The organism is Afipia dichlorophenoxyacetatis (assembly GCF_055386385.1).
This window is the reverse complement of record NZ_AP029250.1, coordinates 2130522-2143297: the sequence shown is the minus strand read 5'-3', so window position 1 is coordinate 2143297 and position 12776 is coordinate 2130522. Positions and strand designations below refer to the sequence as shown.

Genomic DNA, 12776 nt, shown 5'->3' with positions numbered 1-12776 from the left:
GAAAGATGTGCGGCGTTATCGACGCGCACTTTCGCCGGCGGCCTCGCATTGCCCTGAAGCAGGCTTAGCGAGAGACATCCCATGGAACTGACGCTCGGTACAATCCTGATCGCCTTGACCGGCGTGTTCCTGATCAGCTTCATGAAAGGCGCATTCGGCGGCGGCTTTGCCATTGTCGGCATTCCGCTGCTGTCGATCGTAATGGACCCTGTCGTTGCGGGCGCCCTGCTCGCGCCCTTGTTCATCGTGCAGGATCTGTACGCGTTGCGTTACTGGAAGCCGTCGACATGGTCGAAGCCGGATCTGGTGCTGCTCGTGCCCGGGCTCATCGCCGGCATCGCGTTTGGTTGTCTGCTGTTTCGTTTCCTCGACCACCGCGCCATCGCCATCACGATGGCGGCGATCACCCTGATGTTCGTAGGCCTGTGGCTCGTCGCAGGCGCGGAGGTGGCGATCGGTCCGCGTTCAACACCGAAGGCGATCACCGCCGGGTTCGCCTCGGGCATAACCACCATGGTGGCGCACTCGGGCGGCCCGCCTCTTGCGATGTATCTGCTGCCGCTCGGCCTCAGCAAGGACATCTACGCGGGAACGACGAGCCTGTTCTTCACCGTCGGCAACATGACCAAGGCGGTGCCGTGGTTGCTGCTGGTGAAGCTCGATGTCGGCGTGTGGACATTGATGGCGATTTGTCTGTTCGCCGTGCCCGCCGGGGTTTCGCTGGGTTGGCGGCTTCACGGCGCGCTGGACCAGCGTCAGATCTATCGCATCTGCTACGGACTACTGGTTGTTACGGCATTGAAACTGCTGTGGGATGGCGCGTCCGGGTATCTGGTGTGAGAGATGCATCGTCCTGCACACCATTTCACAGTTCAGCGGCCAGTTGAGCCACCTGCTCCCGTAACCAGGCATGTGCAGGATCGCGATCGTAAGACGCGTGCCACACCAGCGATACCGTTACCGCACCCAAATCCACCGGAGGCGGGCTGATGCTGAGGCCGAGAGCAGGAGCGAAACGCCGGGCCAGTCGCGCGCCCACGGTCACGATGAGCGGCGCCTGCGCAACCAGGAACGGGACCGTGAGGAAACGCTGCGTGGTCACGACGACGGAACGGCGCAACCCGAGCTTTTCCAGCGCCTGGTCCACCACGCCGTGCGGGCGCTCCTCGGGCTTCAGACTGGTCAGCACATGAGGAATCCTGACGTAGTCATCGAGCGAGATCGGTGGCGTGACGCCCGTCTTCTCGGCATTGAACAGGCAGAGGAAGCTCTCGACGAGCAACTTCCGCTGCTTGTGGTGGAATTGTCCTTGCCCGAACGGCTCATGACCGATGGCGAGGTCCAATTTGTCGACGTCGAGATCATGAAGCAATCGCGATGGGTCGATGCTGCGGAGTTGAAGGTGAATGCCGGGCGCGATGTCGCGCAAGCGCGCCAGGAGCATAGGCATGATCAAGACTTCCATGCTGCCCGGCATTCCGAATCTGAACGTCCGCACCGCCGTCGCCGGATCGAAGACCTGATCGCGCAAAACCAGCGCCTCGACTTGCATCAGCGTCAGCCGCACCGGCTCAAGCAAGGTGACCGCGCGTGGAGTGAGCAGCATGCCATCGCCGCAACGCGTGAGAAGGCTGTCACTGAACAGTTCCCGCAGACGCGCCAGATTGTGGCTCATAGCGGATTGGCTGATCCCGACGCGGACCGCCGCGCGCGTCACGCTTTTTTCGGTGAGCAGCGCATCAAGATGAGTCAGCAAATTCAGGTCGATACGAGCCAAATTGACGGCATCGATACCCATTATCCACCCCATCCATTTGATCAATATCATAGCTGGCGCATCTTATCCGGCAAGGGAGCAGACGAACCGTCGCTCACGGTGCGGCCCTCCCGATGCGGACCGACAGCCTTACGCCCGAGCGCAAGCTCCCGCCCGGCCACGATCCAGCCGGACCCAAGTTGACCAGTCTCGATGCAACTTTTCGTCAAGCGCGTGCAGGAGCTGCAAATGTCTACGATTCATCTTCATCGAACGACCACACTGACACCGGAGCAATACATCGCCGGTCTCACCGATTTCGAACCAGGGCGCTCTAAACTTTTTGGCAACAGCGCCGACGCCTATCTGAAAGTACATCATCTTGGCGACTCTTTCGCTGACGTGACAGAGGGCTCAAGCGGCATCTGGGAACGCCTGCACTATGACTGGTCGAATCCCAATCATGTCGTGCTGAGGACGACCGACTCCAACGTGTGGGGCGGCGCGTCGGGGCACACGTACACATTTACGCAACGCATTGACGGTGCGACCAACATTGATGTGACCGTTGTACGCAAGGGCAAGAATCTCAAAGGCCGGATTCTTGGTCTTGTGCTCGGGACCATCGGCAAGAGTGTGCTGAAAAAAGCATTCAACAATTCCGTCGACGCGATCGAGGCCCGAAGCTTGGGCCACCACCATCGGATCGCCGCATAGCCCTCGGGCAGCCAGTGAGACGTGAAAGCCGAGATCGCCATGAGCAAAGCTTCGTCATTCTTCAACCGGCACGCGGCCCTCGTCTTCGCGTTGAGGACTTTCGCAGCGGCGATGCTGGCGTTTGCCATCGCGTTGCGGCTCGACATGCCGCGTCCCTACTGGGCGATGGCTTCGGTTTACATCACCTCCAACCAACTGGTCGGAGCGACATGGTCGAAAGCGGCCTATCGTCTGCTGGGAACGCTGATCGGCGCGGCCGGGACGATCGTGCTGGTGCCCAACCTTGTGAATGCACCCGAACTCCTCAGCCTCGCCATCGCACTCTGGGTCGGACTTTTTCTCTACTTCTCTCTGATCGACGGCACACCCCGCAGCTACGTGTTCATGTTGTCCGGCTACACCGTCGCCCTGCTTGGCTTGCCCGTGCTCTCAATGCCGGGATCGACCTTCGACCTCGTCGTCGCCCGCGTTCAGGAAATCATGCTCGGCATCGTGTGCGCGGGCGTGGTGTCGATGCTGGTGCTGCCACGGACCGTGGCTTCGACCATCGCGGCGCAAACGGACGCGTGGCTCGCCGGTGCGCGCCGCCTTGGCATGGATATCCTGACCGGCACCGGCAGCGACACCGATCGGGACAGCGAACGCGTGCGGCTTGCGTCCGCAACGTCGGAGATCGACCAGCTCTGCCGGCATCTCGACTACGAGACCGCCACGTCGGCAAACACCGCACGAGCTTTGCGGCGGTTGCGGCAACACATGCTCTCGCTGCTTCCGCTGCTTGCATCGATCGAGGACCAGAGAATCGCGCTCGCTTCTCACGAGAGCGCACCGGCAAGGATTGCACAGGTCAGTGCAAGAGCCGCACGCTGGCTCGCCGATGGCGGCCAGAATGGACCGGAAGCAGATGACCTGCACGCTGCATTCGATCATGCTCAACCCGCGCTTGGCGTTGACGCCGGCTGGAACGAGATCGTCATCGCTAGATATGTGATCCAGTTGCGCCAGCTCATGGACGTCATGTCCGACTGCCGATCGTTGCGCGAGGCGATCGCCGACGGCCGCGATCCGGACACCGTTCCGCTCGCCTTCACGCCCGATGCGGTGAGCCCTCCCGTTCTGCACCGTGACTACGGGCTGACGCTGTGGGCCGCGGCCGCGACCACGCTTTCAGTCCTCGTCTGCTGTGCGTTCTGGATCGCCACGGGCTGGACCGACGGTGCAACCGCCGCGATATTCGCCGCCGTCGTCGGCTCCTTCGTCGCGGCAGTAGATGATCCCCTTCCGGCCTTCCGTAACTTCGCCGTGGTGTTTCTTGCCGTCATCGCGATCCACGGCGTCTACACGTTCGGAGTGTTGCCACGCATCACGACGTTCGAGATGTTGATTGCCGCACTCATGCCCGCCTTCGTGCTGTTCGGCTGGATGGCCGCGCGGCCCGCGACCGCCCGCGCCGGCTCGTTGCTCGCCATCTTCACCTCGGTGCAATTGGCGCTGAATTCCTCCTACGAGGGCGATTTCGCGGCTTACGCCAACTCCAGCGTATCGCTGATGGTTGGCGTCGGATTGACAGCCGTGGTCTTCGGCATCGTGCGCGCGTTCGGCGCCGACTGGATCGCAAGCCGCCTGCTCCGCGATAATTGGAAAACCCTCGCTACGGTTGCCGGGCACACCGCGCGGCAGGATCGCGTCGAGGTCGCGAGCCTCATGCAGCATCGCCTCGCCTTGCTCGCCGCGCGCATCGCGGTGGTCCCTGCCGAGGCAAAGCGCGACGCCGCCCAACTTCGCCAACTTCGAACGGCCCTGAGCATCATCAATCTCCAGCAGGCGACGGCCGGCCTGTCCCACCTCGCAACGGCGGAGATCGACAAGTTGCTCGAACACCTCGCCACAGCTTTCCGCGCCGCCGGCGCGCTTCCGGACGAACTGCTCGAACAGCTCGACGGCACCATCGCATCGACGGCCCATGAAGCACCTAGCAAGAACCGCAATGATGCCCTTGTCGGCCTTGCCGGACTTCGCGCCGGGCTTTTCCCGGAGGCCGGCCCTTATGAGCCACATGAGGAAAGGAGAGCAGCGGCATGAAATACGAGATTGATCTGTTTGGTGTGATCGTTCCGAGCTTCCTGTTTTGGAGCGTCGTTGCCTGCGTCCTCACCTACGTTGTGAGCAAGGCCATCGCACGCGCCGGCCTCTACGGCCATGTTTGGCACAAGGCCCTGTTCGATTTTGCTCTCTACGTCTCCGTGCTCGCTGGACTTATCTTTATTTCAAAGGATCTTGCGTCATGAAAACCGTTCTGAATGCGTTACGTCGCTTCTCGCTCACCGGTCTCGTGGTTCTGGCCGCGCTGTGGACCGGCTACAAGCTGTGGGATTACTACATGGACGAGCCGTGGACTCGCGATGGCCATGTCCGGGCCGACGTGGTGCCGGTCGCTCCCGACGTCTCCGGCTTCGTCACCGAAGTGCTCGTCAAGGACAACCAGCAGGTCCGAACCGGGGACGTGCTATTCCGGATCGACCGCGCGCGATATGAGATCGCGCTGAAGCAAGCCGAAGCGGTGCTGCTCGGCAAACGCGCGGCGCTCGACGAAGCCAACGCCGACCAGACGCGCTACGGCGCGCTGACACCCGGCGTCGTGGTCTCCAAGCAGAAGCTGGATCAGATCACCGCCACCCAGGGCTCGGCCCAGTCCGCCTTCGATCAAGCCACTGCGGACCTTAGTCTCGCCAGGCTCAATCTCGACCGCAGCGAGGTGCGCGCCTCCGTCGATGGCATCGTCACCAACATGGAGTTGCGTCCGGGGGCTTACCTCACCCCCGGCAAGGGCGTGATGGCGTTGCTCGATTCAGACACGCTGCACGTCGAAGGCTATTTCGAGGAAACCAAGCTGCCTCGCATCCATCTTGGAGACGCCGTCTACGTGCGGCTGATGGGCAGCAACCACATGCTGCTTGGCAAGGTAGAGAGCGTCGCGGCAGGTATTGAAGATCGCGATCGCAGCGCCGGGACAACCCTGCTTGCCAACGTCAACCCGACGTTCAATTGGGTACGATTGGCCCAGCGCGTTCCGGTCCGGATTGCGCTCGATCCTGCTGAGCGAAACGAACTCGTCGCGGGAGCGACCGCGACCGTCGAAGTGCTCCCGACGGGCAGCCACACGCACGCGCAGGTTATCGCAAAATCCACACCCTGAGCATCACATCGAAGACATGAAACGCGCACATCATGCTTGGCATGATAGGTCTCATGGGCAAGTATCGGACGCTATTTGCTCAGGAAACAAGCCGCTCAGGAAACAAGTTATGGCACGCACAGTTGCAGATCAGTTCGCCGAGACCCTTGCCGCAGCAGGCGTCAAGCGCATCTACGGAATCGTCGGTGACAGCCTGAATGGCCTCACCGACGCAATCCGCAGTCAGGGGAAGATCGAGTGGCTTCACGTCCGGCATGAGGAGGTCGCAGCTTTTGCGGCAGGTGCAGAAGCGCACTTGACCGGCGACCTCGCCGTCTGCGCCGGAAGCTGCGGACCGGGTAACCTGCATCTCATCAACGGCCTGTTCGATTGCCATCGCTCGCGCGTGCCCGTGCTGGCAATCGCGGCCCACATTCCCTCGGTTGAAATCGGAGCTTCCTACTTTCAGGAAACGCACCCCGAGAATCTCTTCAAGGAGTGCAGCCATTATTGCGAGCTGATCTCGGGCGCCAATCAAATGCCGCGCACCCTCGAAATTGCAATTCGCGAAGCGGTCGGAAAACGCGGCGTCTCGGTCGTGGTCATTCCTGGTGACGTCGCACTACGCCCTGCCACCGACGCGCCGGCGCCTCGCGTTGCCGGGCTGCTTCCGCCGCGTCCGCTGACCGTGCCGGCGGATTCCGATCTCGACCATCTGGCAGCCCTTCTGAACGGTGACGCCCGCGTCACGATCTTAGGCGGCTCCGGGTGCGCCGGGGCGCATGATGAATTGCTGGCTGTCGCCGAGCGGTTGAAGGCGCCCATCGTTCACGCCATGCGCGGTAAGGAGCATATCGAGTGGGACAATCCCTACGATGTCGGCATGACCGGCCTGATCGGCTTCTCGTCCGGTTACTACGCGATGCTCGATTGCGATGTTCTGCTGATGCTCGGCACGGATTTTCCCTACCAACAGTTTTACCCGAAAGGAAAAGAGGTCAGGATCGCACAGGTGGATCTACGGCCTGAGAATATCGGCCGCCGGGCCGCGGTCGATCTCGGAATCGTCGGCGATGTCCGCGCAACCCTGCAGGCGTTGCTGCCGCGTCTCGATCAGAAGTCGTCAGACGGCCATCTCAAGCAGGCCCAGGACCACTACGCCAAATCGCGCCGGCAGCTCGATGAGCTCGCTGAGACCAAGGCCGGCAGCAAGCTCATCCACCCTCAACAGATCGCCAAATCGCTCAACGATCATGCTGCGCAGGATGCCATTTTCACCTGCGACGTCGGTTTGCCAACGGTGTGGGCCGCGCGCTACCTCGCCATGAACGGCAAACGCCGGCTCCTTGGTTCGTTCTGGCACGGCTCGATGGCCAACGCCATGGCTCAGGGCATCGGTGCACAGGCCGCATATCCCGGAAGGCAAGTGATCTCGCTGTCGGGCGACGGCGGTTTCACCATGCTGATGGGTGATTTCCTGAGCCTCGCGCAGCTTGGATTACCGGTGAAGGTTGTGGTCTTCAACAATGGCGCGCTCGGCTTCATCGAGCTGGAGCAGAAGTCGACAGGCTTCATCAACTTCGGCACCGAGTTGAAGAATCCGAACTTCGCAGCCATGGCAGAGGCCGCTGGCGTGCGCGGAATCCGCCTGGAAGATCCGTCGAAAGTCGACGAAGGGATTACCGAGGCGCTCGCGCATAACGGACCGGTGTTGATCGATGCTGTGGTCAACCGCACCGAGCTCGCGATGCCGCCGTCCATCACGGTCGAGATGGCCAAGGGGTTTTCGCTCTATATGGTGAAGGCGATCATGAACGGCCGCGTCGACGAGGTCATCGACCTCGCGAAGACCAATCTCTGGCGCTGAAAGGCGATAAATCAAAACGAGGAACGGTGTGAACCATCCGCACCGTTCCTCGTTTTTGTTATGGTGCCACGTCGAAAAGAAGCCCACTGCCCGCTTGAGAGGACAATCTGATGAAACGGGAAGTCATTCGCGTCGAGCCGCTGTCCACTTGGCTCGAGCGTTGGAAAGCACCGACCTCCGCCGTCACCCGCCACGGTGACACCATTTATGTATCTGGCTTTCCGCCGTTCGATCCCGAGACCGGCGAAGTGGTGGATGCGCCCATCGAGCGGCAGACCGAACTGGTGCTGGAGCAACTCAAGCTGTGCGTGGAGACGGCGGGCTCGTCGCTCGACAACGTGCTGAAGTGCAATATCTACTGCACTTCGGTCGAAAAGTTCGCCGCCGTGAACGCCGTCTACGCGCGCTACTTCCCCAACAATCCGCCGGCGCGTATCTTCGTCTGCGTGCCCGCCTGGCCCGGGCATTTCGATATTGAGATCGACTGCGTTGCGGCCATCTAGATAAAATAAAGACTCCGGAGGAGATGCATGTTCGCAGTGCTGTTCGAGGTGCAGCCGAAGCCCGGCAAGCGCTGGGAAAACTTGCACCGCCACGAACGTCGTCTGGTACCCGCTTTCCGAAGTTCGGAACACGTCGCAGCACCCGCTTTGCGAATTTCGGAAAGCAAAGGGTATTAGTAACCCTATAATTCTAGTACCGCGTTCGATTTGAAGTCCCTGGACGAGATCGCCGCAACTGATACAGGGACTTCAAATCGACGGTCCTAGCTACAGGACACGCCCGAGGAAATCGTGCACCCGGCTGGCGATCTCTTCTCCCTTGTCGGCCAAGGCGCAATGCCCGCTGTCCGTCAAATGGATCTCGGCGTTCGGCAAAACCTCCCGATACTTCGCCTGATTTTCACCGTTGAACAAAATATCGTTCTTCCCGCTGACAACCAGCGCCGGCGGTTTTTGTGCGAGCAGATAGTCCTGAGCATTCTTGAGTGTGGGACCGTTGGTGCGGATATCGTAGAGCAGATCGAGCGAGATGTCGCCCGCGCCCGGACGTTGCAACAAGGCATACTCTGCCTGCCACTGCTCCGGATCGATCAGGGATGAATCGCGCGCACCAGTGACGTAGAGATCGCGAACGACGTCGCGGGTGAGATAGTGATCTCTCGCCTTCTCGCGGCTCTCGGCCGAACCATCCTTCCAATATGGCACAAGCGGCCCGAACCATGGGCTTGCGCTCAGGAACAGCGGATTGTTCTGCGCGACCAGCGCTTTCATTCGGCCGGGCGCTTTCAGCATCACGCGATATCCGACAAGGCCTCCGAAATCCGTCGCGTATAAAGCGAAGTTCTTGATGCCGACCTTGTCGACGAACTTGCCAACGACCTCGCCGAGGGCGTCGAACGTATAGTGGAAGTGCGCGTGATCGGGCGCATCGCTGTTGCCGAAGCCGGGATAATCCGGCGCGAAAACATGGTAACGGCCGGACAGTTCGCGGATGAGATCACGAAACATCGCGGATGACGACGGCCAGCCGTGCAGCAGAAGCACGACCGGTGCACCCGGTGCGCCGGCTTCACGGTACGCGATAGAGACTCCGTCGATATCGACAGTTCGGTAGTGGGTCGGGACAACCGAATTCCTGTTGAGCGATGTTTTTTTAGCCGGTGGCGCGGTCTTGGTTTCGGTCCTGGTTTCGCTCTTGGCTTTGGCCGACGTTACTTGGGATACGGCCAAGACTGCAGAGCCGGCGAGAAAGCTGGTTGTCAAGAAACGACGCGTGAGCATGACGGGATGATCCTGCAAAGGTTGGATGGTAGTTAGTTGTGGGTCGTGTTCGCTGCTGAGTGTCTGTTGACTTGCTACGAAACATCATTCGGCGACCTGGTCGCGAGAGAGAACCACGGACTCGAGATCGAGCCTGAAGATCGAGGGAGCAGTCAGAAGCGTGCGATTGTCCGCATCGCGGAAGACCACGCGCCGATGGGTCGGGAAGATGAAGCCGTCGAAATTCCTGTGATCGAAGGTGTAGTGCGCCGCCGTGCCGCGGGTGACCTCGGGGGCGTAATCGTTGCGGACGAGATAGCCCGCATCATTGAAATAGAACTTCTGTTCCGGGCAGTGCACATGAATGCGCGATGGGAAGGTCACTTGAAGCACCCTCCAGCTTTCGCCGTGTTCTTCGTGCGGCGCGATCTCCTCGCAACGCACGCCCTCCTCCGTGAGCAGGAACGGCATGGTCATGTAGTTTTGAAGTGCGTAACCGACGAAGTAGAGAAACTGCTGTTCTGTCCACGGCGATTGACGCGTGTGGCCTTCAAAGGACTTGCGCGGCGCATTGAGCTCCGAGGTTGTCACTCCTGCGTCGGTCTCGATGGTGACGCGGCCGTCGCCGAAGATGCCGCGATGACCAGGGGCCGGAAAAGGCGTGATCAATGTCCGCCGGCGGCGTGTGTCGATCTTGACGAGGACATCCCGCAGACCATGGGGCTGCTGTTTGATCGCAAGGGCGCTGCCGCGAAACGTTAGGCGGAAATCGACCGCGGTCACGCGGCGCCAGTTGTCAAGTCCGCCATGGACGTCGAGGACTTTGTCCAGAAGATCAGTCATTGAGTGCTCAATCCTCGAAGTTGACGGAAAAGCCATCGCGACCGGGCATCCCCGGTGCGCGCACCACGTAAGTAAACGATATCGTTTACCTTTGGTGTACAAGTAAACGGAATCGTTTACTTGGTCAACAGGCTTTGCTATAAATTTTCAAATGGCACGCGTGAGGATGATGCGATGGGCGAAGACGTTGAAATGGAAGGTAAAAAACTTGAAATCGTGAAATATGCCTTCGATCAGTTCTACAAAGGCGGATTCCACGCGACGGGCATGGAAGCGGCACTGGCCGGCAGCGGCATATCCAAACGGACGATCTACAAATATTTTCCGTCGAAGGAGGATCTGATCGAAGCCGTGTTGCGGCTGTACAGCGAGCACGTCACGCAAGAGCTGTTCGGTCCGGTCGAAAACATTCACGATCCGCGCGAACAGATCCTCGCCTTCTTCGATGTGCGCAAGACACCCGGCCGGATGCTCACACGCGGCTGTCTGGGGATGAAGGCGGCACAGGAATTCGCCGGGAAGCATGACGGAATTGTCGAGCTTGGGAAAATCGCCGCGTCACAGGCGCAAGTGAAATTCACCGAGCTTTGCAGGCGCGCGGAATTTCCGGAGGCGACACGCGTGGCAAAAGAACTGAACGTTGTGTTTCAGGGTGCTTTGGTTCTCTCGAACGTCCTGGGCGATACATCACCCTTTCTGTCCGCGAAGACCGTCGCTGCCGGGATTTTGGAGAAGGCCAGCCAGGCAACGCGCCGCAAGCCGACGGCGCGTTCCAGGCACTAAGAGGCCGTGGCGAACGCGTCGTTACAACTGAGGCTTAATGCCTCTGATCTTGAAAGATGGCACTCATCCGTGCCGTAATCGCGTCGCGCTTCTCGTTACTGTTCTCTGATTTCATATTTTCGTGGAAATTGCCACGGCCACCCTCCGCGTCTAAATGATGCCCACAGCCTGAAACATCCGGTGTGAACCAATGGCACCCTTCGTCGTTTTCAATTCAGGTGCAAGGACATAAGCTGCCATCTAACCGCCCGAAGCGAAAGACCCCGGAGAAAACGCATGTTCGCAGTGCTGTTCGAGGTGCAACCGAAGCCCGGCAAAACGGACACCTATCTCCACTATGCCAAGGTGCTGCGGCCGGAGCTGGAGACGCTCGACGGCTTCATCGACAATGTGCGCTATCGCAGTCTCACGCGCGACGGTTGGCTGCTGGCAATGTCCGGCTGGCGCGACGAGAAGGCCATGGTGCGCTGGCGCGTGCATGCGCGCCACCACGCGGTGCAAGACAAGGGCCGCACCGATGTGTTCAGCGATTACCATCTGCGCATCGGCGAGATCACCGCCGACACCCGCCCTCCTCAAGGTTACACCGTGCAGGAGCAGCGCCTTGATGAGACACAGGTGGGCGACGCCACCACCGTGACGCTGATCGACGCCGCACGTTCACCCGAATGGGTGAAGCAAACGAGCGCCATCGAGATCGCCACCGCACTCGGGCTTGAGATCAACGTTGATGGTCTCGTGGCCTGGGATGTGTTCGAGGCGGTGCTGACGCCGGGGGATGTCATTCTCCTGATGTCCTGGCGCACCAAGGAAGATGCCGAAGCCTTCGAGGCGCGCATCGCGTTGCCTGACGGCGCACGGCGGCGGCGCGTCCGCATCGTGCGCGATTACGGCCAGTTCGACCGGCGCGAGGCGCCACAGTATTATCCCGATGTCGCGAGGGGGAAGCCGATGACGGACACCACGAAGCCAACGGTCACCGAGCCACTGTACTGCTATCTCTACTCGATCGAGGACAAGTGCCGTGTCAGCGATATCTTCGACAGTGAAGACAAGCTATGGGATTTTGCCAAGATCCACGGCTTTTGCGCCGAGGAGATCGACCGCGAAGACGCCGACCCGCGCTGCGTGCTCAATCAGGGCCTTGAGATTCACGAAAGCACCGAAAGCGGTGAACGCGTGGGCGTGACAACAAGAACCGGGCGGGTGTGAGCGCCCCCCGCCCTGCACCGATATTTATGGGGCCTCTCGCCGATCGATCACTTGCTGAAAAATCCAAACGATCCGGTCGATCGCGAAAATAACGATGTTGAGAATCACGACGAGCACACCGGGATACACCAATAAGAAAGTTACGGCTTTGCCGGGTTCGTTGTCTTGGCCGGCGGTGGTGCAATTGTCGACGTAGTTCAATCGCATGGCCTCAGGCAGGTGATAGACAACCCATGCCAACAGAGCCAACAGCAGAGTCGTCGTTGCTATGCGCGCCAAGCGCGACCGCGCGAGCAAAGCTGGGAGAACCAAGGCCAGGAACGCACCCAGCAGATAGGACAATCCCTCAAAGCCGCGCAATTCCTTCCAAAGGTCGTAGGTGCGTATTTCGGCGCCGCACGCTTTATTCCATAGCGCGATGTCATAGGCGAGCAAGCAGGCCGTAGCGATCAGGATGATGACCGCGATTGCTGGTGCGACGGCACGGGAGCTGAAGAACCTGACCATGAGACCTGTGGGCATTGGATATTGGCGGCCGAAAGAGATCCTGACATCGCTTCGAGATTTAGGGAAGCGCCACCAGCGGCGAACGCGTGGGCGTGAGGGCGCGAGCCGGGCGGGTTTGAGAATCAACAATCGAAGCCGCGTGGCCGGGACTCG

Annotated in this window: 13 protein-coding genes; 9 read left to right on the top strand and 4 right to left on the bottom strand. The window is 60.3% G+C overall.

What is annotated here, in order from left to right:
* The first annotated feature begins 81 nt into the window (after window positions 1-81).
* On the top strand, window positions 82-840 hold the full coding sequence (locus tag ACZ5C3_RS10080; protein ID WP_464037355.1) for a sulfite exporter TauE/SafE family protein: 759 nt from the start codon (window positions 82-84) through the stop codon (window positions 838-840).
* A gap of 25 nt (window positions 841-865) precedes the next feature.
* On the opposite strand, the gene ACZ5C3_RS10075 is transcribed toward ACZ5C3_RS10080, so the two are convergent.
* A complete protein-coding gene (locus ACZ5C3_RS10075; RefSeq protein ID WP_464037353.1) occupies window positions 866-1798 on the bottom strand; it encodes a LysR family transcriptional regulator in 933 nt (310 codons plus the stop codon).
* Window positions 1799-2005: 207 nt separating this feature from the next.
* Between ACZ5C3_RS10075 and ACZ5C3_RS10070 the strand changes: the two genes are divergently transcribed.
* The 6 genes from ACZ5C3_RS10070 (at window position 2006) to ACZ5C3_RS10045 (ending at window position 8018) form a co-directional block, all read left to right on the top strand.
* Complete coding sequence (locus ACZ5C3_RS10070) at window positions 2006-2473, top strand: hypothetical protein (protein ID WP_464037351.1); 468 nt, start codon at window positions 2006-2008, stop codon at window positions 2471-2473.
* Between the two features lie 39 nt (window positions 2474-2512).
* Complete coding sequence (locus tag ACZ5C3_RS10065; RefSeq protein WP_464037349.1) at window positions 2513-4555, top strand: FUSC family protein; 2043 nt, start codon at window positions 2513-2515, stop codon at window positions 4553-4555.
* On the top strand, window positions 4552-4761 hold the full coding sequence (locus ACZ5C3_RS10060; protein ID WP_464037347.1) for a DUF1656 domain-containing protein: 210 nt from the start codon (window positions 4552-4554) through the stop codon (window positions 4759-4761). Before ACZ5C3_RS10065 ends, ACZ5C3_RS10060 begins: the two co-directional genes overlap by 4 nt.
* Entirely contained in the window at window positions 4758-5669 is a 912-nt protein-coding gene (locus ACZ5C3_RS10055) for an efflux RND transporter periplasmic adaptor subunit (RefSeq protein WP_464037345.1), read from the top strand. Before ACZ5C3_RS10060 ends, ACZ5C3_RS10055 begins: the two co-directional genes overlap by 4 nt.
* 109 nt (window positions 5670-5778) lie before the next feature.
* Window positions 5779-7515 (top strand): ubiquinone-dependent pyruvate dehydrogenase, encoded by a 1737-nt coding sequence (gene poxB, locus ACZ5C3_RS10050; protein ID WP_464037343.1) that lies wholly within the window; start codon window positions 5779-5781, stop codon window positions 7513-7515.
* Between the two features lie 110 nt (window positions 7516-7625).
* Entirely contained in the window at window positions 7626-8018 is a 393-nt protein-coding gene (locus tag ACZ5C3_RS10045; protein ID WP_464037341.1) for a RidA family protein, read from the top strand.
* A gap of 267 nt (window positions 8019-8285) precedes the next feature.
* Here the strand turns inward: ACZ5C3_RS10045 and ACZ5C3_RS10040 are convergent, their stop codons facing one another.
* Window positions 8286-9299, bottom strand: coding sequence for an alpha/beta fold hydrolase (locus ACZ5C3_RS10040; protein ID WP_464037339.1), 1014 nt, complete (start codon window positions 9297-9299; stop codon window positions 8286-8288).
* Between the two features lie 84 nt (window positions 9300-9383).
* Window positions 9384-10121 carry a hypothetical protein gene (locus ACZ5C3_RS10035; protein ID WP_464037337.1) on the bottom strand — a complete coding sequence of 246 codons (738 nt, stop codon included), beginning with the start codon at window positions 10119-10121 and terminating at the stop codon, window positions 9384-9386.
* A gap of 174 nt (window positions 10122-10295) precedes the next feature.
* Here ACZ5C3_RS10035 and ACZ5C3_RS10030 point away from each other — a divergent pair, with 174 nt between their 5' ends.
* Together ACZ5C3_RS10030 and ACZ5C3_RS10025 are read left to right on the top strand one after the other, a co-directional pair.
* Window positions 10296-10904 carry a TetR/AcrR family transcriptional regulator gene (locus ACZ5C3_RS10030; RefSeq protein WP_464037335.1) on the top strand — a complete coding sequence of 203 codons (609 nt, stop codon included), beginning with the start codon at window positions 10296-10298 and terminating at the stop codon, window positions 10902-10904.
* 276 nt (window positions 10905-11180) lie between these two features.
* Window positions 11181-12116 (top strand): antibiotic biosynthesis monooxygenase family protein, encoded by a 936-nt coding sequence (locus ACZ5C3_RS10025; protein WP_464037334.1) that lies wholly within the window; start codon window positions 11181-11183, stop codon window positions 12114-12116.
* Window positions 12117-12140: 24 nt separating this feature from the next.
* Here the strand turns inward: ACZ5C3_RS10025 and ACZ5C3_RS10020 are convergent, their stop codons facing one another.
* Entirely contained in the window at window positions 12141-12638 is a 498-nt protein-coding gene (locus tag ACZ5C3_RS10020; RefSeq protein ID WP_464037332.1) for a hypothetical protein, read from the bottom strand.
* Window positions 12639-12776: the final 138 nt, after the last annotated feature.